At 66.2% G+C, this 21,961-nt stretch carries 32 protein-coding genes and 4 tRNA genes; 23 read left to right on the forward strand and 13 right to left on the reverse strand.

Features of this window, described 5'->3' with window-relative positions; genetic code table 11:
- Window positions 1-69: 69 nt before the first annotated feature.
- Window positions 70-375, reverse strand: coding sequence for a Rho-binding antiterminator (locus C1927_RS14375; protein ID WP_079222558.1), 306 nt, complete (start codon window positions 373-375; stop codon window positions 70-72).
- A 97-nt stretch (window positions 376-472) separates the two neighbouring features.
- Here C1927_RS14375 and C1927_RS14380 point away from each other — a divergent pair.
- Window positions 473-548 (forward strand) — tRNA-Ala (locus C1927_RS14380).
- Between the two features lie 108 nt (window positions 549-656).
- Window positions 657-1,547 carry a hypothetical protein gene (locus C1927_RS14385; protein ID WP_108747061.1) on the forward strand — a complete coding sequence of 297 codons (891 nt, stop codon included), beginning with the start codon at window positions 657-659 and terminating at the stop codon, window positions 1,545-1,547.
- Window positions 1,548-1,574: 27 nt separating this feature from the next.
- On the opposite strand, the gene C1927_RS21535 is transcribed toward C1927_RS14385, so the two are convergent.
- Both C1927_RS21535 and C1927_RS14390 read right to left on the reverse strand, forming a co-directional pair.
- The gene (locus C1927_RS21535) at window positions 1,575-1,751 is read right to left on the reverse strand and encodes a hypothetical protein (protein ID WP_174208691.1); all 177 of its coding nucleotides are present in this window, start codon (window positions 1,749-1,751) and stop codon (window positions 1,575-1,577) included.
- 110 nt (window positions 1,752-1,861) lie between these two features.
- Window positions 1,862-2,623: a hypothetical protein gene (locus C1927_RS14390; RefSeq protein ID WP_079222560.1), complete on the reverse strand. Its 762-nt coding sequence runs from the start codon at window positions 2,621-2,623 to the stop codon at window positions 1,862-1,864.
- A 126-nt stretch (window positions 2,624-2,749) separates the two neighbouring features.
- Between C1927_RS14390 and C1927_RS14395 the strand changes: the two genes are divergently transcribed.
- From C1927_RS14395 to dxs, 8 genes are all read left to right on the forward strand, one after another.
- Window positions 2,750-3,214 (forward strand): hypothetical protein, encoded by a 465-nt coding sequence (locus C1927_RS14395; RefSeq protein WP_079222561.1) that lies wholly within the window; start codon window positions 2,750-2,752, stop codon window positions 3,212-3,214.
- 216 nt (window positions 3,215-3,430) lie between these two features.
- Window positions 3,431-3,506, forward strand: a tRNA-Phe gene (locus C1927_RS14400).
- A 72-nt stretch (window positions 3,507-3,578) separates the two neighbouring features.
- Window positions 3,579-3,654: transfer RNA gene (locus C1927_RS14405), tRNA-Phe, on the forward strand.
- 131 nt (window positions 3,655-3,785) lie between these two features.
- Complete coding sequence (locus C1927_RS14410; RefSeq protein ID WP_159095364.1) at window positions 3,786-4,343, forward strand: lipocalin family protein; 558 nt, start codon at window positions 3,786-3,788, stop codon at window positions 4,341-4,343.
- Window positions 4,344-4,508: 165 nt separating this feature from the next.
- Window positions 4,509-4,985 carry an LEA type 2 family protein gene (locus tag C1927_RS14415; RefSeq protein WP_108747063.1) on the forward strand — a complete coding sequence of 159 codons (477 nt, stop codon included), beginning with the start codon at window positions 4,509-4,511 and terminating at the stop codon, window positions 4,983-4,985.
- A gap of 61 nt (window positions 4,986-5,046) precedes the next feature.
- The gene (locus C1927_RS14420; RefSeq protein WP_079222564.1) at window positions 5,047-6,837 is read left to right on the forward strand and encodes an acyl-CoA dehydrogenase C-terminal domain-containing protein; all 1,791 of its coding nucleotides are present in this window, start codon (window positions 5,047-5,049) and stop codon (window positions 6,835-6,837) included.
- 213 nt (window positions 6,838-7,050) lie between these two features.
- Window positions 7,051-7,716, forward strand: a complete 666-nt coding sequence (locus C1927_RS14425; protein ID WP_079222565.1) for an HNH endonuclease — start codon at window positions 7,051-7,053, stop codon at window positions 7,714-7,716.
- A gap of 105 nt (window positions 7,717-7,821) precedes the next feature.
- Window positions 7,822-9,729 (forward strand): 1-deoxy-D-xylulose-5-phosphate synthase, encoded by a 1,908-nt coding sequence (gene dxs, locus C1927_RS14430; protein ID WP_108747064.1) that lies wholly within the window; start codon window positions 7,822-7,824, stop codon window positions 9,727-9,729.
- A 187-nt stretch (window positions 9,730-9,916) separates the two neighbouring features.
- Here dxs and C1927_RS14435 read toward each other — a convergent pair whose 3' ends face one another.
- From C1927_RS14435 to C1927_RS14445, 3 genes are all read right to left on the reverse strand, one after another.
- Window positions 9,917-10,120, reverse strand: coding sequence for a hypothetical protein (locus C1927_RS14435; RefSeq protein WP_079222567.1), 204 nt, complete (start codon window positions 10,118-10,120; stop codon window positions 9,917-9,919).
- Between the two features lie 133 nt (window positions 10,121-10,253).
- On the reverse strand, window positions 10,254-10,733 hold the full coding sequence (locus tag C1927_RS14440; RefSeq protein ID WP_343125736.1) for a DUF3011 domain-containing protein: 480 nt from the start codon (window positions 10,731-10,733) through the stop codon (window positions 10,254-10,256).
- A gap of 201 nt (window positions 10,734-10,934) precedes the next feature.
- A complete protein-coding gene (locus C1927_RS14445) occupies window positions 10,935-11,594 on the reverse strand; it encodes a response regulator transcription factor (protein WP_108747065.1) in 660 nt (219 codons plus the stop codon).
- A gap of 240 nt (window positions 11,595-11,834) precedes the next feature.
- On the opposite strand from C1927_RS14445, the gene C1927_RS14450 reads away from it, so the two are divergent.
- From C1927_RS14450 to C1927_RS21445, 7 genes are all read left to right on the forward strand, one after another.
- Window positions 11,835-12,542, forward strand: a complete 708-nt coding sequence (locus C1927_RS14450; protein ID WP_254051486.1) for a hypothetical protein — start codon at window positions 11,835-11,837, stop codon at window positions 12,540-12,542.
- On the forward strand, window positions 12,539-13,090 hold the full coding sequence (locus C1927_RS14455) for a GTP-binding protein (protein WP_079222570.1): 552 nt from the start codon (window positions 12,539-12,541) through the stop codon (window positions 13,088-13,090). Before C1927_RS14450 ends, C1927_RS14455 begins: the two co-directional genes overlap by 4 nt.
- Window positions 13,083-13,457 (forward strand): roadblock/LC7 domain-containing protein, encoded by a 375-nt coding sequence (locus C1927_RS14460; protein ID WP_079222571.1) that lies wholly within the window; start codon window positions 13,083-13,085, stop codon window positions 13,455-13,457. The genes C1927_RS14455 and C1927_RS14460 overlap by 8 nt, the downstream gene beginning before the upstream one ends.
- A gap of 99 nt (window positions 13,458-13,556) precedes the next feature.
- The gene (locus C1927_RS14465) at window positions 13,557-13,883 is read left to right on the forward strand and encodes a hypothetical protein (RefSeq protein ID WP_200734558.1); all 327 of its coding nucleotides are present in this window, start codon (window positions 13,557-13,559) and stop codon (window positions 13,881-13,883) included.
- 397 nt (window positions 13,884-14,280) lie between these two features.
- Window positions 14,281-14,739, forward strand: a complete 459-nt coding sequence (locus C1927_RS14470; RefSeq protein WP_079222573.1) for a pilin — start codon at window positions 14,281-14,283, stop codon at window positions 14,737-14,739.
- A 78-nt stretch (window positions 14,740-14,817) separates the two neighbouring features.
- Window positions 14,818-15,306: a prepilin-type N-terminal cleavage/methylation domain-containing protein gene (locus C1927_RS21835; RefSeq protein WP_079222574.1), complete on the forward strand. Its 489-nt coding sequence runs from the start codon at window positions 14,818-14,820 to the stop codon at window positions 15,304-15,306.
- Between the two features lie 23 nt (window positions 15,307-15,329).
- Window positions 15,330-15,872, forward strand: coding sequence for a hypothetical protein (locus tag C1927_RS21445; protein WP_159095365.1), 543 nt, complete (start codon window positions 15,330-15,332; stop codon window positions 15,870-15,872).
- On the opposite strand, the gene C1927_RS14485 is transcribed toward C1927_RS21445, so the two are convergent.
- A complete protein-coding gene (locus tag C1927_RS14485; protein WP_108747067.1) occupies window positions 15,841-16,098 on the reverse strand; it encodes a hypothetical protein in 258 nt (85 codons plus the stop codon). The genes C1927_RS21445 and C1927_RS14485 overlap by 32 nt on opposite strands.
- 396 nt (window positions 16,099-16,494) lie before the next feature.
- Between C1927_RS14485 and C1927_RS14490 the strand changes: the two genes are divergently transcribed.
- The 5 genes from C1927_RS14490 to C1927_RS14510 all read left to right on the forward strand — a co-directional run bounded on the left by C1927_RS14490 (window position 16,495) and on the right by C1927_RS14510 (window position 18,819).
- The gene (locus C1927_RS14490; RefSeq protein WP_108747856.1) at window positions 16,495-16,770 is read left to right on the forward strand and encodes a hypothetical protein; all 276 of its coding nucleotides are present in this window, start codon (window positions 16,495-16,497) and stop codon (window positions 16,768-16,770) included.
- 9 nt (window positions 16,771-16,779) lie between these two features.
- Window positions 16,780-17,013: a DUF1653 domain-containing protein gene (locus C1927_RS14495; protein ID WP_079222578.1), complete on the forward strand. Its 234-nt coding sequence runs from the start codon at window positions 16,780-16,782 to the stop codon at window positions 17,011-17,013.
- Between the two features lie 105 nt (window positions 17,014-17,118).
- Window positions 17,119-17,853 (forward strand): transporter, encoded by a 735-nt coding sequence (locus C1927_RS14500; RefSeq protein WP_159096650.1) that lies wholly within the window; start codon window positions 17,119-17,121, stop codon window positions 17,851-17,853.
- Window positions 17,854-17,900: 47 nt separating this feature from the next.
- A complete protein-coding gene (locus C1927_RS14505) occupies window positions 17,901-18,473 on the forward strand; it encodes a TetR/AcrR family transcriptional regulator (protein ID WP_108747069.1) in 573 nt (190 codons plus the stop codon).
- 13 nt (window positions 18,474-18,486) lie between these two features.
- Complete coding sequence (locus tag C1927_RS14510; protein WP_108747070.1) at window positions 18,487-18,819, forward strand: SMR family transporter; 333 nt, start codon at window positions 18,487-18,489, stop codon at window positions 18,817-18,819.
- Between the two features lie 32 nt (window positions 18,820-18,851).
- On the opposite strand, the gene C1927_RS14515 is transcribed toward C1927_RS14510, so the two are convergent.
- Both C1927_RS14515 and C1927_RS14520 read right to left on the reverse strand, forming a co-directional pair.
- A complete protein-coding gene (locus C1927_RS14515; protein WP_108747071.1) occupies window positions 18,852-19,025 on the reverse strand; it encodes a DUF1328 domain-containing protein in 174 nt (57 codons plus the stop codon).
- 97 nt (window positions 19,026-19,122) lie between these two features.
- The gene (locus tag C1927_RS14520) at window positions 19,123-19,761 is read right to left on the reverse strand and encodes a LysE family translocator (RefSeq protein WP_108747072.1); all 639 of its coding nucleotides are present in this window, start codon (window positions 19,759-19,761) and stop codon (window positions 19,123-19,125) included.
- A 138-nt stretch (window positions 19,762-19,899) separates the two neighbouring features.
- Here C1927_RS14520 and C1927_RS14525 point away from each other — a divergent pair, with 138 nt between their 5' ends.
- On the forward strand, window positions 19,900-20,604 hold the full coding sequence (locus tag C1927_RS14525) for an aspartate/glutamate racemase family protein (RefSeq protein WP_313419842.1): 705 nt from the start codon (window positions 19,900-19,902) through the stop codon (window positions 20,602-20,604).
- Window positions 20,605-20,681: 77 nt separating this feature from the next.
- Here C1927_RS14525 and C1927_RS14530 read toward each other — a convergent pair whose 3' ends face one another.
- From C1927_RS14530 to C1927_RS14545, 4 genes are all read right to left on the reverse strand, one after another.
- Window positions 20,682-21,074, reverse strand: a complete 393-nt coding sequence (locus C1927_RS14530; RefSeq protein WP_108747073.1) for a hypothetical protein — start codon at window positions 21,072-21,074, stop codon at window positions 20,682-20,684.
- A gap of 122 nt (window positions 21,075-21,196) precedes the next feature.
- Entirely contained in the window at window positions 21,197-21,529 is a 333-nt protein-coding gene (locus C1927_RS14535; protein ID WP_108747074.1) for a phosphotyrosine protein phosphatase, read from the reverse strand.
- Complete coding sequence (locus C1927_RS14540; protein ID WP_108747075.1) at window positions 21,526-21,726, reverse strand: hypothetical protein; 201 nt, start codon at window positions 21,724-21,726, stop codon at window positions 21,526-21,528. Before C1927_RS14540 ends, C1927_RS14535 begins: the two co-directional genes overlap by 4 nt.
- Before the next feature lie 118 nt (window positions 21,727-21,844).
- A tRNA-Pro gene (locus tag C1927_RS14545) sits at window positions 21,845-21,921 on the reverse strand.
- Window positions 21,922-21,961: the final 40 nt, after the last annotated feature.

Below are 21,961 nucleotides of genomic sequence, written 5' to 3' on the forward strand. Positions count from 1 at the left end.
CACCGTTCTCGTCCTCTTTACGCCCGCCGCCTAGCCGGATCTGGTTATTGACGGCGCCAAGCCATTGATTCAGAAACCTTGTTCAGCTTCGCCACTGGCGTCAGCAGGCCCGGGCCCCAGTACCGTGCGCGCGCCGGCAGTGCCATCAGCGCCCACGGTGGCCACCGCGTGCAGCTGGTCCAGGCGGATGCGGCGCTCGCCGTCGGGCGCATCCAGCAGCAGGAACTCTTCCTTGTCCGCAGTGCTCTCGGTGGTCCGCGCCCGCGCCACGAAACGGCTGCCGTCGCGCAGTTCGACCTGCAGCAGGGCGCGGTGCAGGCAGGCGATTTCCAGCACATCGTGCAGGTCGCACTCCAGCGGTTGGTAGTCGGTCATGTGGGGTTCCTCGGCGGTGATGGTGCTTAGCCTGCCATGGGTCCCGGGCCGCCGCTTGGCAAGCCCGGAGGGCGGCGCTACACTGGATCCCAGCCGTGGGGCCATAGCTCAGCTGGGAGAGCGCGTCGTTCGCAATGACGAGGTCAGGAGTTCGATCCTCCTTGGCTCCACCACTATTCAGTGCGGCAACGCACGCAGAAGGCCGGAACTCCTGAAGTAACAGGGCTTCCGGCCTTTTTTGTTGCACGGTTGGCAACGGAATCGGCCACGAGGACACGCGGGTGATCGGGAAAAACGCACGGACGCTGATTGCTGCGATTGTCCTTCTGGCCATCGGGGCCTATGCCATCTGGTCGGGCGACGGCCGTGACCACAGCACCGCCGCCGGTGACCCGCCCGCTGCGGACCACGCCTCCCTGAAAGCGCCCGCCGCGCCAGGCCTGCACGCTGCCGGCCCTGCGACCGCCGCCCCACCGCGCCCGCAGGCATTCGCGTTCGGCGATCTCAAGGCTCGGGCGCAGTCAGGGGACGCGGTTTCCCAGCGTGAACTGGCTGAACTCTATGAGCGCTGCTTTGCGGTCAACATCGCACCAGAAAACTACCTGCCGGGCTACGAAGTCATGGCCCGCCACACCCCGTACCCGGAGGAGACGGCAGAAATGATGCGCACTGCCCGTTCTACTGCGGCGTTGTGCGCGAAGGTCGATGGCGGCCAGATCATCCCGATCGAGGCCATCCGTGCCTGGCTTGAATCTGCAGCCACCCGCGGTGACCTCGCCGCCCAGGCCCGGCTGCTGTTGCTCAACGGTGAGAAACCGGACGCGGCCGCCTACACGCGCCTGATGGACGATGTTGCCAGATCGAAAGACCCGGCCGCCGTGTTCCGGCTTGGCGAACTGGTGGCGCACCCCACACACAGCAGCGCCACGGGCCGGTACGCGGACCTCTCTTCCGATCCGATTTCGGGCCATGCGTGGAGCATCGTCGGCTGCCGCATGGGATATGACTGCAGCAGCGGCTCACCGCTGATGGCGTCCGTCTGCCTGTCGGGGGGCGGATGCGCCGGGGAGAACTACGAAGCGTACGTTCGTTCGAGCCTCATCACCGCGCGTGACGCACGCCTGCTCGACCTGCGCATCCGCGAAGTGTCGGCACTGCTGGCGCAGCCATAGGCCGGGCGCCAGCGGCCACCGGCGCGCTCAGGCCGGGTCCTGGCTTCCATCCTTACGCTGCGGCCGGCGCGAATGCGCGTCATGCACCTGCTGGTCGTCCTGGCCCGGCCGCTGCTTGGCCACCTCATCCTGCCGGCGATCCTGGCGGCTTTCCTGGGCACCCTCGCGGGCCTGCTGCTGGTTGGGGTTCTGCTTGTCGTTCATGGGGGCGCTCCGGCCGGCAACAGGCCGGCCCGGTCAACGCACGCTAGACGCGCGCCGGTGATGCGCAGGTCAGGCCGCCGCGAGCACCGCGTGCAGGGGCGACGTGAGGTTCAGGCCTGCACGCATTCGCGCACGGCGAAGGGATGCCCGCAGGCACTGCAGGTGGAATGACCGAACGCCAGCGCCAGCAACTGCTCGGCGCGCTGGTCGCCATCATCGCGCACCTGGTGCATCAACCATTGCTCGGCCACGCCCACCGGTTCGCCCGGCAACAGTGCTGTCGTCGCCGACGGCGCGCCGAACACCGGATCCTCATGGCACACGTACGGCGCTTCCGCATCCAGCGTGCAGTAAAGGTCCGCCGAACAGGCTACGCACTCGCCTACGATCTCGCCCTCGGCAAGCCGGTCCAGGTGCTGCGACCAGGCCTTCTCGCCACTCAGCCCCAGCCAGGCCTGGCGCAGCCAGCCACGTTCACCGTGACCATCGTCGGACAGCGGCACCGCATCCTTGCCGGTGCCTTGCAGGCGCTTGTGCACCTTGCTGCGCAACGCCTGGATGACATCGCCATGCGGCACCAGCCCAGGATCGCCCACGTCCGAGCCGGCAACGATGGCGCCGGCCAGCAGCAGCGCATCATCACCGTCGCTGCGCCCGGTCTGCCGCGCGATCGACAACAGCACCGGCAGCGCCGCGTGGCTGGCCGAATAGACCGAGCCCTGGTGGCACAGGTGCGACCAGATGTCGTTCCAGTCCTGCTGGTGCTGCGGGTCCATCATCGATGCCAGCAGTGCGCCCGCTTCAGACGCGTCGCCGTAGGCACCCTGCAGCGTTGCCCAGTCGATGGCATGAACGTCGGCGGTCTTCGGCATGTCCTTCCCTGGTCGATGCAACAGGCGTCCAGCATGACCCATCGGCGGGCAGGTTGGACAGCGCGCTTGTGGCTGCAACGCTCGCGCGGCCAGAATCGGCACATCACCGACGCACAAGGAAGCGCCATGTACCGCCCCACCCTGCTGGCCGCACTGCTGGCCCCGCTGCTGCTCACGACCGGCTGTGCCCACCGCCTGGCCGCTGCGCCGCCGCCGATGCCCGGCTACATCGGCAACTACGAAGCCGTGCGCGCCGCACAGGACGATCCGGCACGCGGCATTTCCGGCATCTTCGCCATGACCGTGCAGGCCATCGGCAGCGACGATGGCCGCATCTACCTCAACAGCGAACGCGACTACCGGCATCCGCTGAACATCACCCTCAACATGGACTCGGCCCTGCGGCCGGGGCTGGAAAGCGCGCTGGGCCTGAAGCTGGACCACCTGCAGAACCGCCGCCTGCTGGTGCGCGGCACCGCGCGCCAGGTCCGCATCGATTTCATCGACGGCAACGGCCAGCCCAGCGGCAAGTACTACTACCAGACGCAGATCAGCGTCAGCGACCCACGGCAGGTGCGTTTCGCGCCGTGAGTCGCATTGGCCTGTACCGGTAGCGCCGGGCCACGCCCGGCGAAATGCCAACGGCCCCGCGCTACCCGCTGCGGCCGCCTGCAGAGCACCGAGGATCAAGCACTTGCGCGCGCGCAGACGGCAATGTGAAGGTTTTTTGCCAAAACGCTTGCCGAACGCAGTCGACCTCCGTAATATGCGCGTCCTTGGCAGCGACCTCGCTGCAACGAAACAAGTGGCCGAGTAGCTCAGTTGGTAGAGCAGGGGATTGAAAATCCCCGTGTCGGCGGTTCGATTCCGTCCTCGGCCACCACTTTCGAAGGCCTGCAGAAATGCAGGTCTTTTTTTTCCGGCCACTGCGTTCGCGCGGTTGGCCAACCAGACTGGCCGAGTAGCTCAGTTGGTAGAGCAGGGGATTGAAAATCCCCGTGTCGGCGGTTCGATTCCGTCCTCGGCCACCAGTTTGAAGACCTGCAGAAATGCAGGTCTTTTTTTTTGCCGCTTCGCGCGACCGATGGAACCTGAACGATGGTTTTCACGCCCGGTCCAGCGTCCAGTCGCCTACTCTCGACGTCTCGACCGGAGACGTCCCATGCGACTGCGCCACGCGCTGCTGCCCTGCCTGCTGATCGCCGCCGCCCACGCCGGCGCCGCCAACGTGCAGTCGGTCCAGGCGCTGGATATCGATCGCTATGCCGGCCAGTGGCATGAGATCGCACACCTCCCCGTCTCCTTCCAGAAAAAGTGCGTCGGCGACATCACGGCGACGTACAGCCTGCGCCGCGACGGCCGCATCAGCGTCAGCAACGCCTGCCGCGTGCAGAGCGGAGAGCGCATCGCCGCCGATGGCGTGGCACGCCCGGTGGAAGGCCAACCCGGCCAGCTGCAGGTACGCTTCGCCCCGGACTGGCTGAGCTGGGTGCCGCTGGTCTGGGCTGACTACTGGGTGATCGCGCTGGACCCGGACTACCAGTGGGCCGTGGTCGGCGAACCCGACCGCCGATACCTGTGGATCCTCTCGCGCCTGCCCGACATGGACCGCGCCCTGTTCGAGCAGCTCAAGGCCAAAGCCGAAGCGATGGGGTACGACCTGGCGCCCCTGCGGGTGATGGCCCCGCTGCGCGATCCCGCGCCCACGCCAGCCGACTGAACCCCAACCCTTCCAGCATCCCGGGCGCGCCCCTGGCAGCGTCCCGCGCACGCCTGCCGGTCATGCTCACGCGCTACCCTCTGCGACGGGTCGCCACGGGCGATCCATTCCACCATACGCCGTAGTATGCTTATCCCACGCACCCCCTACAAAGGACCTGCGCCCATGCTCCACCGTTTCCGTTTCGCCTTGATCGTCCTGTGCACCCTGGCCCTGGCTGCTTGCAGCGATGGCATCGTCAAGCGTGTTTCGGAACCGGCGGCCAGCCTGCAGCAGCTCACCGTGCGCGCCGACGGCAACTGGACCGTCGCCCTGCGCCTGCAGAACTACAGCTCGATGCCCATGACCTTCGACGATGTGTCGCTGACCCTGACCGTGGGCGACACCGAAGCAGGCACCCTGCAGGCCAAGCCGGCCATCTCCATCGGCGGCACCTCGGCCGACGTCATCAACCTCGACCTGGTGCCCAGCTCCGGCGCGCGCCTGGTGGTGGCCGACGCCCTGGCCGGCAACCGCACCCTGGCCTATGGGCTGAAGGGCACGGTGGCCGCCACGCCGCAGGAAAAGAAGCAGCGCAGCTTCGACATCAGCGGCCGCAGCACCCTCAACCAGGCCCCCGGCCTGCCCGGCGTGCTGCGCTGAGATCCCCCTTTCGCCGCGGCATCGCCTGCCGCGCCCTTTTGTCCTGATCGAGACGTCACCGATGAGCAGCTACACCGCCCCGCTTTCCGACCTCCGTTTCGCCCTGCACGACGTGCTCAAGGTGGAACCGCTGTTCGCCCGCCTGGGCTTCACCGACGCCACCGCCGACGTGGTCGATGCCGTGCTGGAAGAAGCCGGCCGCTTCAGTGCCAGCGTGCTGGCCCCGCTCAACAGCGTGGGCGACGAAATCGGCTGCGTGCTCGACCAGGCCACCGGTGAAGTGACCACCCCGCCCGGCTTCAAGCAGGCCTACGACCAGTTCGTCGATGGCGGCTGGACCGGCCTGACTGCCGCACCGGAACTGGGTGGCCAGGGCCTGCCGCACACGCTGGGCGTGCCGCTGAACGAAATGATCAACGCGGCCAACCTGGCCTGGGGCAACTTCCCCCTGCTCTCCCACGGCGCCATCGAGGCCCTGAAGCAGCACGGCGAGGCGTGGCAGCACGACGCCTTCCTCAAGCCGCTGATCGAAGGCCGCTGGACCGGCACCATGTGCCTGACCGAACCGCATTGCGGCACCGACCTGGGCCTGCTGAAGACCAAGGCCGAGCCGAATGCCGACGGCAGCTACGCGATCACCGGCACCAAGATCTTCATCACCGCCGGCGAGCACGACCTGACTGAAAACATCGTGCATCTGGTGCTGGCCAAGCTGCCCGACGCCCCGCCGGGCGCCAAGGGCATCTCGCTGTTCGTCACCCCCAAGTTCAAGGTCGACCGCGACGGCAACGTCGGCGAGCGCAACGCACTGCGCTGCGGCTCGATCGAGCACAAGATGGGCATCAAGGGTTCGGTCACCTGCGTGATGAACTTCGACGGTGCGCAGGGCTACCTGGTCGGCCAGCCGCACAAGGGCCTGCAGGCGATGTTCACCATGATGAACACCGCACGCCTGGGCGTCGGCCTGCAGGGCATCGGCCTGTCCGAGCGTGCCTACCAGAACGCGCTGAAGTACAGCCGCGAGCGCCTGCAGTCGCGCGCCCTGAGCGGCGCCAAGTTCCCGGAAAAGGCCGCCGACCCGATCCTGGTCCACCCGGACGTGCGCCGCATGCTGCTGACCATCAAGTCGCTGGTCGAAGGCAGCCGCCTGCTGGCCCTGCACGCGGCCACCCTCATCGACGTGGCACACAGCGCCGGCGACGCCGCCGAGCGTGAGCGCGCCGACACCCTGGTCAGCTTCCTCACCCCGATCTCCAAGGCCTGCCAGACCGAATGGGGCATCGAGAACACCTACAACGCCCTGCAGTGCTTCGGTGGCCACGGCTACATCCGCGAGCACGGCATGGAGCAGCTGGCGCGCGATGCACGCATCACCACGCTGTATGAAGGCACCACCGGCATCCAGGCGCTGGACCTGATCGGCCGCAAGACCGCCTCCAGCCAGGGCGCCGGCCTGAAGCTGATGCTGGCCGAGATCGAAGCCTTCGCCAAGGAACACGAAGGCAACGAGGCGCTGGCCGAGTTCATCGGCCCGCTGCAGGCCAAGGCAGCCGAGTGGGGCAAGCTGACGATGGACGTGCTCAAGCGCGCCGCCGCCAACCCGGACGAACTGGGCGCGGCCAGCTACGACTACCTGTTCTACTCGGGTTACGTGGTGCTGGCCTACTGGTGGGCCCGCAGCGTCGCTGCCGCCGACGCCAGCGCACATGGCGCCGCCTTCGCCCAGGGCAAGCGCGAAACCGCCCGCTTCTACTTCGCCCGCGTCCTGCCGCGCACCCTCGCCCACGCCGCCGCCATGCAGGCCGGCGCCGCCCCGCTGATGGCCATGGACGACGAGCGCTTCGGCGCCTGAGCCGGGGGCGTCTACGCCCCAGTAGATCCACGCCACGCGTGGATAAGGGCCCCAGACCCCGCCATGTATCTGGAGGAGAGCCCCCCTTTGTTAAGGGGGGCGCGCCAACGGCGCGGGGGATAGGAAGAATGCGCGGACCCGAATCCTGCGATTTGCGTATCGCCCACGGGCGATACACAAATCGCAATGATTCGGGTATAAGCTGTTCTCCCGATGGAGACAGACACTACACGCTTGGGTCTGATCGAAGCCGGAGCCTCGATTTCTGCTCCGGGCGCCGCGTCATCGCCCAATGCCAGCCCGCTGCATCGCCCCGGCACCGTCCGCCTGCTCTCGCTTGACGCCCACGGACGCGTCCTGGATTGGATCACCTGGCAGGACGCAGCCTGTCTCTACGCCCGCAACGCGGTCTCCTGGACCTTGGGCGACCCCTGCCTGCATATCCACGGCGGCACCAACCGCCTCAGCGGCCTGCAGAGCGGCATGGACCTGCACCCGATCATCGCCGCCCGCGGCCATGCCCGCTCGCGCGCACCGGACCCCACGCCGAACCTGACCAACCCGGCGCTGTTCGCCCGCGATGCCCACCTCTGCCTGTACTGCGGCCAGCAGTTCAACCGCCCCACCCTCACCCGCGACCACGTCATGCCCCTGTCCAAGGGCGGCCTGGATTGCTGGGAAAACGTGGTGACCGCCTGCTTCCAGTGCAACTCGCGCAAGAGCAACCGCACCCCGCAGCAGGCCAACATGCCCCTGCTGGCCATCCCCTACCGGCCCAGCTGGATCGAGCACCTGATCCTCTCCAACCGCAACATCCTGGCCGACCAGATGGCCTTCCTGAAGGCGCAGCTGCCCAAGCGATCCAAGCTCAGCACCTGAACACCGGCACCGGCAACCCTCACCGTCCTGTCACGGGCGGCGGCGTTTGCTTGCCCCACCCCCGATTGAGGGCGAAAATGGGCGTTCAGAACAAGTGCGAACACGATGATCGACTCTGCCCGCTATCCCCGCCTCGCGCGCATCCAGACGCCCGATGACCTGCGTACGTTCGACGAATCCGAAATGCGCGCGGTCGCCGATGAGCTGCGCGCCTACCTGATCGAGTCGGTGGGCAAGAGCGGCGGTCACTTCGCCGCCGGCCTGGGCGTGATCGAACTCACCGTGGCCCTGCACTACCTCTACCAGACCCCGCACGACCAGCTGGTCTGGGACGTCGGCCACCAGACGTACCCGCACAAGATCCTCACCGGCCGCCGCGACGAGATCCACACCGTCAAGCAGAAGGACGGCGTTGCGCCGTTCCCCAAGCGCGAGGAAAGCGAATACGACACCTTCGGCGTCGGCCATTCCTCCACCTCGATCTCGGCTGCGCTGGGCATGGCCATCGCGCGCCAGTCGCAGGGCGATGACCGCAAGGTCGTGGCGGTCATCGGCGACGGCGCGATGACCGCCGGCATGGCCTTCGAAGCGCTGATGCATGCCGGCGGCATGGACCCGGAGCCGAACCTGCTGGTCATCCTCAACGACAACAACATGTCGATCTCCGAGGCGGTCGGCGGGCTGACCAAGATGCTCGGCCGCGCCACCGGCAGCCGCACGCTCAACGCGCTGCGCGAGGGCGGCAAGAAGATCCTCGGCGACAAGAAGAACAACCCTGCTCGCTTCGTCAAGCGCTGGGAAGAACACTGGAAGGGCATGTTCGTGCCGTCCACCATGTTCGAGGAAATGGGCTTCCACTACACCGGCCCGATCGACGGCCACGACATGCCCGCCCTGCTGTCCACGCTGAAGACGCTGCGCGCCTCCAAGGGCCCGAAGCTGCTGCACGTGATGACCACCAAGGGCAAGGGCTACGAGCCGGCCGAAGGCGACCAGATCGGTTACCACGCGGTGGGCCCGTTCGATCCGGACAAGGGCCTGGTCGCCAAGACCGGTGCCAAGAAGCCGACCTATACCGACGTCTTCAGCGATTGGCTGTGCGATGCCGCCGCTGCAGAGCCGCGCATGTGTGCGATCACCCCGGCGATGCGCGAAGGCTCCGGCCTGGTGCGTTTCAGCAAGGAATACCCGCAGCGCTACTTCGACGTGGCCATCGCCGAGCAGCACGCGGTGACCCTGGCCGCCGGCATGGCCACCCAGGGCGGCAAGCCGGTCGTGGCGATCTACTCCACCTTCCTGCAGCGCGCGTACGACCAGCTGGTGCATGACGTGGCCATCCAGGACCTGGACGTGCTGTTTGCGATCGACCGCGCCGGCGTGGTCGGCCCGGACGGCGCGACCCACGCCGGCAACCTGGACCTGAGCTTCCTGCGCTGCGTGCCGAACATGGTGGTGATGGCACCGTCCAACGAAGCCGAATGCCGGCAGATGCTCAGCACCGGCCTGCAGCACCCCGGCCCGGCCGCCGTGCGCTACCCGCGCGGCACCGGCACCGGCGTGGATGCCGGCAACGACCTGTCCACCTTGCCGATCGGCAAGGGCGAGCTGCGCGTGCAGGGCAACCGCATCGCCCTGCTGGCCTTTGGCAGCACCGTCAGCGCCGCCGAACAGGTCGGCCGCGAGCTGGGCCTGAGCGTGGTCAACATGCGCTTCATCAAGCCGCTGGACCGCGAGCTGGTGCTGGCCATGGCCAACAGCCACGACGGCCTGGTGACCATCGAGGACAACGTGGTGGCTGGCGGTGCCGGCTCGGCCGTGGCCGAGCTGCTGAACGCCGAAGACGTGCTGCGCCCGATCCTGCACCTGGGACTGCCGGACGCCTTCCAGCACCACGCCAGCCGCGAAGACCTGCTGGCGGAAGCCGGCATCGACGCTGCGGGCATCCGCGCGGCAGTGCTCAAGCGCTGGCCGAAGCTGGAAAGCGGTACGCCGCCGCTGAGCGCGGCCAGCTGAGTAGATCCACGCCATGCGTGGATGGGCTCATCAGTGCGGACCAACGGTCCGCACCCACCAAACCAGTAGATCCATCAGTGCGGACCAACGGTCCGCACCCACCAAACCAGTAGATCCATCTGTGCGGACCACCGGTCCGCACCCACCAAACCGGCGGTGGATACACCCACCCAACCGTCGGTGACGCTCAACCGTAGCTGATCGCCTCGACAAACGCGCCGCTGGCTTCCACGCGCACGGCCGCACGCTGGCCGGTATCGGTGAAGTGCAGGCGCGCGAGGGTTTCGGCGAAATCGAAGGCGCGGACACCGTCGCGGAACTCGATCGGTTCCGGCTTGTCCGGGTGCAGCACGCGCCACTGGCGCTGCTCACATTGCAGACGGATCAACATGCGTTGCTCACTCCTTGAACAGCGTATCGATGACGGTGGGCACACCGGGAGGCGCACTGCCCCCGGTTGCCGACGATACGAGGAATGAACTGTGACCGCCATCAGATTAATCTGAATCTGAGGGCCACTGCCGTCAGTTGATCTGGAACTGGGCCCGGCAACCATCGCTGACCCACACACCGCGGCGGTCCCAACCCCAGGTACGACCTTCCACGCAGGGGCTGCGCGACTCCTGGCGCACCAGGCGCACCTCGCGGCGGATGCGCGCATCGCAGTACTTCTGCCGGCGGTCGTTGGAATGGCAGGCGATCACCTGGCCGCCATTGCCGCCCCAACCGCCGCCGCCGTGGCCCCAGCCGCCACGGGATTCGCCCACGAACTCGGCACGGCAGCCCTGGGTCACCCACACGCCACCACGCGACTGGCCCCAGGTGCGGCCCTCCACGCACGGCGAGCCGGACAACTGGCGGATCAGGCGCGCGCGGCCGTCCAGGCGGCACTCGTTGCTGCGGTTCTTCACCGATTCGCAGCGCACGATTCCGCCGCCACGGTTGTCGTAGCGGTCGTCATAGCCACGGTTCTGCGCCTGCGCGGCACCTGCAGCCGCCAGCATCGGCAGCACGAGGCATGCCACGGTTCCCCAGCCCAGTCCCCTGCCCGATCCCTTGCCCATTGCCACTTCTCCAGATGAATACGATGGCGCAAGCATCGGAGATTCCGGGCGCGCCGCACAGAGGGGGCGCATGACATGGTTGGCATTCCGTTCAAGCAACCCAACCGGGCCTGACCAGAAACCATCAGCACCCGCCGGCGGTCACTCTCCCTCGGCCGCCATCGCCAGCGGTGCCCCCAGTTTTTCCTCGAACGCAAACGCGAACAGCTCGGCGTCATTGCTGATGCCCAGCTTGCGCATTGCCGAGATCCGCTGCCGGCTGATCGTGCTGACCGTCCGCCGCAACTGTGCGGCGATCTCGGTGATCGACGGCCCGGATACATACAGCCGCAGCACTTCCAGTTCCTTGGGCGACAGCACGGACAGGGTCCGCTCGCGCCCCGCCTCCTGCAGGCAGGGCGCAAGCTCGGAATCCAGGTAGATGCCCCCGCCCATGACCGAATCGACCGCATTGCGAAGGCCGTCCACGCCACTGCCCTTGTAGACCAGCCCGCGCACGCCGGTCCGCATGGCCATGTTGAGCGTGGTCGGATTAGTGATCATCGTGACCAGGACCACGGGAATCCTGGGGTGATTGCGACGCAGCGCCTGCAGCATCGCCTGGCCATCCGGCCGCTTTCCACCCGGCATCGAAAAGTCGGTCACCACCAGATCCACATCTTCAGTGGCAAGCAGATCGAGCAGCGCTTCCGCGCACTGCGCCTCGCCCACGACGCTGTGCCGGCCCTCTGCCTCGATCACAAGGCGGGTGCCAAACAGCACCAGCGGATGGTCATCCGCGATGGCGATTCGAGTGAGCATGGTGATTGCCTGTAAATGGTCACGCCGCAGTGCGCACGGAAAACGCTAATAACCCTTGAACGCTTCGTCAACTTAACATTGGAAAATGCAATTTCTCATCACAAACCCGCGCTCATGCACGCCTTTCCATTAATTGCATGACACCCACGTGCATTTGCAACTTTCCCAATAGTTTCATGGAAACAGAAACAGAAACCGACTTATATATCCACCTCCGATCACTCATGGCGCCCGATGCTCATGGTCCGATTCCGCCGCCATCCTTTCGATGATCTCGAGGCACGTCCTGCCCCCCTGTCGATGCCAGCGGCAACGCTGCCGGCCGCGGCGCTGCCCTTCGTGCAGCAGCTGCGCATCCACCTCACGAGCGACACCGCGATGCCGCGCAGGTCCGCCTATGCCGCCGTCATCCATGACGACACGGCCGTCTGCTGGCTGGACACGAAGAACGACCGCATGATGACCACGGCGCCCGCACCGATCACGCTGACACTGCTGCAGAAACTGCTGGCCGAGGAGCACCCGGCGTTGAGCCTTGCACCGGTCACGCAGGAGGTGTTCGAGCAGCGCGCGGTCGTGTCCAGCAACCTGGCGCTGCGCCCCACGCTCTGGAACATCGCGCTGGCCGCAACGCGTCTGGATCGCTTGATGCTGCCGCTGCAGATGGACGCCAAGCTGCGCCTGCGCCGCTGGCCGGACTTCCGCATCCTCGCCCACCGCCACGACCACTTCCGCCTGTGCGCACTGTTGATCAAGCAGGGCGCCTCCGTCCAGGCGTGCTGCGACATCCTCGACCTGCCGCAACGCCAGGTGCAGTCGTTCTTCAATGCCGCCTTCCTCACTGCCTACGCCTTCCCGGTGATGGGCAGCGACGCACCGGTCCGCCCCTCGCCCACCGATGGTCTGGTCAATCTGTGGCGCCAACTTCGTATCCGCTGGAGTGCATGAGCGTGCGTGAGCACAAGATCGTCGTTATGGGCCCGCTGGGAGCGGGCAAATCCACCCTGGTGCAGACCCTCACCCACGGCAAAGCCGTGGTGACCGAAGCCCGCAATACCGACCCCAGCGTGGGCAAGGAATACACCACCGTTGCCATGGATTACGGCGACATCGACCTGCCGGGCGGTGACCGGCTGCGCCTGTATGGCTCGCCCGGGCAGGAACGCTTCTCCTACATCTGGCCGATCCTGCTGGCAGGTGCCGAGGGCGCCATCGTGCTGGTGGATGGCAGCAAGTGCGTCAATGCCACACTCGCCGGCCAGCACCTGCAGGCCATCGCCGAGCACGCGCCCACCCTGCCGGTGGTCATCGGCATCACCAAGTGCGGCCGCACCGACGATCCGATCCTGCCGCACTGGCAGGCGTGGTTGAGCGAGCAGGCCCCGCACCTGCCGGCCTTGCCGCTGGACCCGCGTGACATGAAGCAGGCCATCACCGCCATGGACCTGCTGATGAGCCAGATCGAATGCAATGCGATGGCGGCCGCGCATGAGTGACGCCCTCAACGCCGCACCTGCATTGAACGCACTGGCGCGCGACGTCCCGGGCATCCAGGCCATCGTGGTTGCCAGCGCCGACGGCTTCGCGCTCGCCCAGGCCGGGCCGAAAGGCAACGTGGCCGATCGCCTGGCCGCGATGACCAGCTCGATGCTGGGCCTGGCCAGCGCGCTGGGGCGCGAGCTGCGCTTTGGCGAACTGGACACGCTGATCCTCGACGCCGCCGACGGCAAGGTACTGATGCTGGCCATACCCGGATCGCAGCCGCGGCTGCTGATGACCGCGTGCGACCACAGCTGTGTCATCGGCAACGCCCTGTGGCATGCCAAGCAGTGCGTGCGCACGCTGGCCGACAACACGAACTGATGCATGTCGCTCTCACTGCTCAGACGACTCTTTTCTTCCAAACACCCGCAACGGACCACTGAAATGAATACCGCCATCAACAAATGCCTGGACACACTCATGCAGATCAACGGCGCACAAGCCGTTGCACTGGTCGACTACGAGAGCGGCATGCTGCTGGGCAACGCCGGCTCGGGCGTGGACATGGAGCTGGCCGCCGCCGGCAACACCGAAGTGCTGCGCGCCAAGATGAAAACCGCCGAGGCCCTCAACCTCAACGACAGCATCGAGGACATCCTCATCACCCTGGGCCGCGCTTACCACGTGCTGCGCCCGGTGTCGGCCAAGAAGGGGCTGTTCTTCTACGTCGTGCTGGACCGGCAGAAGGCGAACCTCGCCCTCGCCCGCCGCATGGTGCTGGATGTGGAAAGTTCGTTGGCGCTGTAAAGCGCAGGCAGCGAAGCGTAAAAATGGGGACAGGAACGCCTGGGCCGCTCTGGGGAGAGCGACCCAGGCACTGCGGTTCTGTGCAGAAACAGATCATCGATCTGGAAACGTTCCGGAAAGAACGACAGCTGCGCGACGCGCGGCTCTGTATTGCCGTGGAAAAGCAAATCCCGCTGCAACCGGCGAACTTTACGGGAATTGATCTCCGCGCAGCGCGGTAAAAGTTGCATTTACTTGATCCGAACATTTGCAAATGTCGCCACATCAACTCCGGCGACCTTAACTTTACGATTTTTGGAATATCTCATTTTCAGTACAGGTGATTTCATTCTGGCAAGCCGCGCAGAACAACCCGCGCAGCGAAACCCGAAATCCATAATTCCCGTGAAGGATTATCATGAACGCCTCTCGTATCCGCGCATTCCGCGCACCCAGCCCAGTTTCCCAGCAGAAAGGCTTCTCGCTTATCGAGCTGATGATTGTCGTGGCGATCATCGCCATTCTGGCCATGATCGCGCTGCCGCAGTACCAGGCTTTCTCTGCCAAATCGAAGATTGCCGGTGGTCTTGCCGAAGTCGCCGGTGGCAAGGTCGGCGTTGAAGCCGTGATGGCCGAAGGCGGTCTCATCGCCAATGCAAAGCCGGAGGCACTTGGCCTGCCAGTCAAAGGCTCGCGGTGCGATTCGTTTGACGCGAAGTTCGACGCGTTGGGCGTCGGTGCGTTGACCTGCGAGTTGAAGACAGACGCTCGCTACGGCACTGGCACGGTGATCAGCCTCAACCGTAACAGCCAGGGCGTCTGGACGTGCACGAGCACGGTGACCGACAAGTCGCTTCTGCCCGCTGTCTGCGTCTGACAGCTCTCCCGACATGCAAGGCTGGCGTGTGCTCCACGCCAGCCTTTCCTTGGATACACACTTTCCGACGGAGATCACATGACCTCTGAAACTCTCCGCAAGGGCGCCACACTCCCCCATGGAACCCAACAAGCCGGCTTCTCCCTCATCGAACTGATGGTGGTCGTGGCGATCATCAGCATCCTGGCGCTGATCGCGTTGCCGCAGTACCAGCTCTTTTCAGCAAAAGCCCGGGTTGCAGGCGCCCTCGCAGAGATTGCCCCAGGCAAGGCCACCGTCGAGGCACTGATTGCAGCAGGTCATGACTTCCAGTTCCCGGAGTCACCATCAGGCATGCCCAGCCCAACGCAACTTGGCCTCCCTGAGCAGGGTACTCACTGCAGATGGATTTCTTTCCCAGCTTCAAATCCCTACGTCATGGATTTCGAAATCATGTGCATATTGGGAGAGCACCCTGGCTACCGGTACGCTGCTATCCATCTTACGCGCCACCGGGCGACAGGCTCGTGGCGGTGCATGGTGTCTACCGACAATGCAGCCATAGTGCCCACGTCCTGCACTCGATAGCCCCAGCAACCGGACAACTGCACGTGCAGACACCGAACCGTCTCTCGCGCATCACCCACTACACCCACATGTCCACCGTACCCGCCGCCAACGACGATCGGTTTACCCCAGAAAGCCCTGTTGCCATCACCCCCAGGCTTTACGGCCAAGCCCACGCCCTGGTCATCGCAGATGCAAACCCCTGGGTCCGCAGCGAGCTCGTCCTCGGCATTTTCCCGCACCTGCAGGGTCAGGCTCCCCGCGAAGCCCGCTCACCATCGGAGGTACTGGCACGCATTTCCGAGCCGGCCTGCAAAGTGCTGGTCATCGACCCCTGCATGCCTACCATCGGCCAAAGCGATGGAATTCCCCTGCTGCGGCGCATCTGCTGCCTGCGCCGCGACCTGCTCATCCTGGTGCTGGCCGAGGACCCGCAGCGGCTGCTGCAGGACAGGGCGCTGCCGGGGCGGATCGAACACGTCCACACCAAAACCGTCAGCCGTGCATGGCTGTGGCGCTTCATCACCCCGGCGCTGAGCCGGGATGCGGCTGGCGTCACGCCGCTGGCGCAGGATGCAGCTCCGTAACCTGCTCTGGCGCGACAGCCACCGCCTGGAAACGCACGGCTTCGATGCTGTTGCCCAGCGCTTCCACGCGCACGGTGCTCTCCTGCCCGGTCCGGCGATAGTGATCCCCGGCCCGCTCGACGGCGGTATCGAAGGCGGCAGCCCCCGAACAGAACGCTTCGGCGCTGCCTGCAACGGGATCCAGCAGCGACCACTGGGCGGCACTGCATTTGACGGTAATGACCATGACGGACTCCTGTGTTGGAAGGCGCAGGGGCCCGAGGCCGTCTGCTGATGCCATCCACCCTAATCAGCCGGTCAGGGGCGGCCTATCAGATAAGTACGAAAAATCCGCACGGAGCTGTCAGAACGCTACCCCCATCACATCTATGAGTCCGTTTAGTGAAGGTTTTCCGTGACTCTTGTCACGAAGTCAGGCGCGCTTCACACTACCGTCACTAACAGGGGCCCCTTCCACATGCGCACCTCGCTTCCGCTGCAGCGTTCGACCTTGCTGAAGTTCTACTTCGTGGCCAGCTATCTGGTTCTGCTTGAGGAGCTGGTCCGCGCCAGCATCAGCTGAGCGCTTGTTGCCGGCGCGGAAGCGGCCCACACTGAGGCCTCCGGAACCGAGGCCATGCCGATGAAGACTGCCCTTCTGCCGGTGCTGCTGGTGCTGGCATTGAGTGCCTGCGCACAGCCCGAACCCGCGCCCGCCCGGGATGCCGCCGCCGCCGCGCCCGTGGTCGGCGGCGATCGCGATGCCCACGGCTGCATCGGTTCGGCCGGCTACCAATGGTGCCAGCGCAGCGGGCGCTGCGAGCGGCCATGGGAGCTGGCCCAGGCCCAGGGCCTGGCCAACACCGCCGAGGCCATTGATGCCTGGTGCGCGCTGCCGCCCACGCCCGCGCGGAAGTAGAATTCCCGGATGTCCGACCTCAGCCCCCTGCCCCGCCTCGAGCCGGGCCGTTACCGCCATTTCAAGGGCGGTCTGTACGAAGTGATCGATATCGTGCGCAGCAGCGAAACCCTGCAACCGCAGGTGCTGTACCGCGCCCTCTACGGCGAAGGTGGCCTGTGGGTACGCCCGTACGCCATGTTCGTCGAACAGGTGCCCGGCGAACACGGCCCGCAGCCGCGCTTCGCCCGCATCGACGACTGACGCCCGCGTTCACGGCGCCCCGACGCGCGGCCCGCGCATGCTCGGCAACATCCCTCGAGCTCGTCGGCCAGCATGCGCCAGTGCATCGTTCTGTTCGGGCTTTCCATGGCCTGCCTGTCCGCACGGGCAGAGCCTCCGTCCGCCCCGCCCGCCTTTGATCGGCCCGGCCTCGGCTTCAGTACCGACACGGTAGGCCGTGGCGCCGTCGCGCTGGAGTTCGGGCTTCCTTCCTACCTGCGCGAAACCGACGCCGAGGGCGTGCGCAGCACGACCTTGTCCGGCGATGCCCTGCTGCGCACCGGCCTGGCGCCCGGCCTGGAACTGCAGGTATCGGGTACACCGTGGAATCGCCAGCGCCTGCGCGCGCCAGGTGGCGAGGACACACGCCTGCGCGGGGCGGGCGACAGCAGCGTCGGCGTGAAGTGGGCCGGCCCCGGCAGCAATGACCGGACCGCATGGGCGGTGCTGGCCACGGCCGTGGTGGCGCGCGGCGACGCAGCCTTCAGCGACGGCCGGCAATATGCACTTGCGGCCAGCGTGGAGCAGGCCCTGACCGATCGCTGGAGCCTGGGACTGTTTGCCGAGCATCAGCGCGGCGCGGGCCAACGCACGACCACGTGGGCGCCCAGCCTGTCGCTGCAGGCCACCCCGACGGTGTCCACCTATCTGGAAGCGGGCTTCTTCGACGTCAGCGATGCGCCCGACCAGACGCTGGCGGGGGCCGGCCTGAGCTGGCAGGTGCGCCCGGGCGTCCAGCTGGATATCTCATTCGACGTCGGCCTGGACGATGACAGCCCGGACCTGCAGATGGCCAGCGGACTGTCGGTCTACCTGGACTGAGACGCGGCTGCGCTACAATCATACCGTCCAGTCGGTTTCCTTCATTCATGTCCGCATCCCCCACCCTCACGCGCCGCAAGGCGCCCGAAGCCGTGCGCCAGGCCCTGCTCGACGCGACCGCCCGCGTGATCGGCCAGGGCGGACTTGCCGCGCTGACGGTGCAGGACGTCGCCCGTGCCGCTGGCGTCAGCAAGGGCGCCCTGTTCCATCACTTCAGCAGCAAACAGGCGCTGCTGGACGCAACGCTGACCGCGCTGGTTTCTGCGTTCGAGCAGGATCTGCGCGCGCACATGCTGCAGGCGCCGCCCGGCCATGGCTGCTTCACCCGTGCCTACGTCGAGGTGAGCTTCAACCATCTGCTGCAGCAGACCCAGAACAACGATATCGGCCTGACCATGGCCAACCTGCTGGAACCGGCCATGCTGGCGCACTGGCGCGAATGGATGCGCGGCATGCTGGCCGAGTTCCCCGGCGAGGCCACCGACCCGCGCCTGTACGCGGCGCGCTGCGCTGCCGATGGCTACTGGGCCACGGCCTATGGCCGCCCGCTGGATGAGGAAGAACGGCGCAATGCGCTGGCCATGGCGGGCGAAGCCCTGAAACTGTGCATGCCCGGCTGACCTGGAGCCCGCGATGAATCCTTATGCCTACCTGGCCGCCGCCATCGCGCTGGAGGTGATCGCCACCTCGCTGCTGAAAGCGTCCGAGGGGATGAGCCGGCTCGCGCCCACGCTGGGTGCGCTGGCCTGCTACGGCGTGTGCTTCTACCTGCTGGCGCTCACGATGAAATCGATCCCCACCGGCATCGCCTACGCGATCTGGTCCGGCGTGGGCATTGTGCTGATTTCGCTGATCGGCCTGCTGGTGTTCAAGCAGCGCCTGGACACGCCGGCGCTGATCGGCATCGGCCTGATCTGCGCGGGTGTGCTGGTCATCAATCTGTTCTCGAAAAGCAGCGCGCACTGAGCGCGCTGCCGCCGGCCACCTGGGGCAGGCTGTCAGGCGACCTTTTTGGCCACGCTCCTGCCGATCAGGAACAGGATCACCGCGATGATGATGCCTGCCCAGAACAGGAACTTGGCGATGCCGACTGCGGTACCGGCGATGCCGCCGAAACCGAGCACACCGGCAATGAGGCCGATGACGGCGAAAATGATGGCCCACTTGATCATGTCGATCCTTTCCCCACAGGGACTAATAACAGTGGGATCAGGTTAGGCAGGCGCCGATGCGGGTGCCGTGAGCGCGCCGCGCGCGCGGCGTGAACGTTCAGCGCGGGCGGAAGCGCAGCAGCGCGACAGCGAACGCGAGGAACACGCTGCCCACCAGCCGTTCGAACCAGCGCTGCGCGAAGGGCTTGGCCAGCCAGCGGCGCAGGCTGTGCCCGCCCGCGGCATACATCACGTACCAGAACAGTTCGCAGGCGGCGAAAGTGGCCACCAGCACCGTGTACTGCAGGCCCTGCGCACGCGCGGGATCGACGAACTGCGGCAGGAATGCGGCGGCGAACAGCAGCAGCTTCGGGTTGCTCAGCCCCACCAGCAGACCACCGCGGAAGACCGACCACGCACCGTGCACCGGCGCCAGCAGCGGCTCGCTTCCGGCACCCGTGGCGACCGGACGGCAGCTGTCGCGCCAGGCCTTGATGCCCAGCCAGGCCAGATACGCCACGCCCAGGTAACGCAGCACTTCGAACAACATCGGCGAGGAACGCAGCAACGCGCTCAGGCCAGCAGCCGAAGCGGCCAGCACCAGCAGCATGGCCAACAGGCAGCCGGCCATGGCCGGCACGCTGCGGCGGAAACCCAGCCCGACGCTGCGGCCCAGGATATGCAGCATGTTCGGGCCCGGCGTGCCGCACAGCACGAAGACCGTGGCCAGGAACCACCACCAGGTATGCAGGGCCATTGTTGTTCTCGACGCGGGGAGCCCACCAGCTTACGGGCTGGCGGCGCGCCGCGGTACGTACAGCGCCGGCCACGAATGACGGTTACAGATGGCGCCCTGCACGCGGCCACCGGTCTGTGCTGCAATGGTGGCTCCAGCATGGAGATACGCATGAAGACCCTGGGCCTGATCGGCGGCATGAGCTGGGAAAGCTCGGCGCAGTACTACCGCCTCATCAACGAGGATGTCCGCCAGCGACTGGGGGGCGCGCATTCGGCGCAGCTGCTGCTGTGGTCGGTGGATTTCGCCCGCATCAAGCAGTTGCAGCATGACGGCGACTGGGACGCGCTGGGCACGGAAATGATCGATGCCGCACGCCGCCTGCAGGCCGGTGGCGCCGACCTGCTGGTGGTCTGCACCAACACCATGCACAAGCTGGCCCCGCAGATGGAAGCCGCCTGTCCGCTGCCGCTGCTGCATATTGCCGACCCGACCGCCCAGGCGATCCTGCAGGCGGGCCTGCGCACGGTCGGCCTGCTCGGCACCGCCTTCACCATGGAAGAGGACTTCTACCGTGGGCGGCTGAGCGATCGTTTCGGGCTGGAGGTGCTGGTGCCCGACGCTGACGACCGCCGCGACGTGCACGACATCATCTACCGCGAACTGATTGCAGGCGTGGTCAGCGAAGCTTCGCGACAGGTGTACGTGGACGTGATCACGCGGCTGGTCGCCCGTGGCGCCGAGGCGATCATCCTGGGTTGCACCGAGATCATGCTGCTGGTACGTGAGCAGGACAGCCCGGTGCCGCTGTTCGACACCACCACCCTGCATGCACGCGCCGCCGTGGATGCCGCACTGGCATAGCGGTTTGTAGAGTCGAGCTTGCTCGACTGCTTCTTTGCTCCGTAGAGTCGAGCTTGCTCGACTCTACAAAGCGCGCTTCAGCCTTCGCGTATTTCCAGCGCGGTCACCAGCCACTCGACCACCGCCGGCGAATCGCACAGGAAGAACACGGCATCACCACTGCGCGCCTCGCTGAGCAGGCGGTACACGCTGATGGCCGCGGCGGCCTGATTGGCAATGAACACCTCGCCGCTGCGAGGCCCTTCAACCTGCCGCGACTCGCGCTGCAATGCCTGGCGCGCGGCAACGGTTTCGGCCGGCTCGGCCTCACGGCTGAGATCCTCGCCACGCAGGCCCCATGAAACAAAGACGCGCTTTTCCTTGAACGTGGTGTCCAGGACGCGGACGCCGTCCGTGCCTGCGTCGGCCGAACGATGAATGACGGTACTGCTGATCAACGCAACCCCCTGTGGTCGTCGTGGTCCGCGCATCGTCCTGCACGCCCGCCGCAACCGCCGGTGGCGGGTGCGAGGAGAATGCCGATGCAATCGGATGTGCGCCGATGATAAGGGAAGTACCGCAGCGTATGGGCTGCGGGCCTGAACGCCCGGTATCAGGTAGCAACCGGCAGGTAAGCCGCGACCCGCAACTCCAGCAGTGCCATCAGCGCCGGGTCCATGCAACGGTAGTCGTCGGGGATGTCCAGGCAGTGCAGCGGCGTGTGTTCCAGCAACCGCGGGAAGGCTGCCTGCAGACGATGCTGGTGCTTGGGCTCCATGACGAAGATGACATCAGCCCAGCGGATATCCGCCGGGCTGATGGGATGGCGTGCATGCGGGCTGGTGCCCGCCGAACGTCCGGCGAAGCCAGGCCGCCGTCGCCACATGGCTTCGGCGGTCGGGCTGCGCAGCTGGTTGCGGCTGCAGACAAACAGAAGGTTGATCATCCCTGCTCCAGCAGCTGCGTGGTGCTGAGGATGGGATAGGTAAACCCCAACTGGCGCGCGCGGATCAGCTTGTCGCCGCGCGTGTAGAGCAGCTTCCAGTTCTTCTCGGGCTTGAAGGCCTGCACCGGTGCAGGGCGGTCACCGCCGTGCAGGCGCGCCCTGGCACGACGCCAGGCTCGGGTTCTTGCAGTTTCCATGATGTTTTCTCGTGAGTACCGGGTTCAGCAGCCGCGGTAGTACGAGTGGTGCGAAGCATACAACGCAACAACAAAAAAGCCCACGCATCGCGTGCGCAGGCTTTCTGTTTCATCACAGTGGTCGGGACGGCCGGATTCGAACCGACGACCCTCTGCCCCCCAGGCAGATGCGCTACCAGGCTGCGCTACGCCCCGACTGATGCTGCGATGTGCCCGCCAGTGCGGCGGGCCGTGA

This window comes from Stenotrophomonas sp. ZAC14D1_NAIMI4_1 (assembly GCF_003086775.1).
GTDB lineage: Bacteria > Pseudomonadota > Gammaproteobacteria > Xanthomonadales > Xanthomonadaceae > Stenotrophomonas.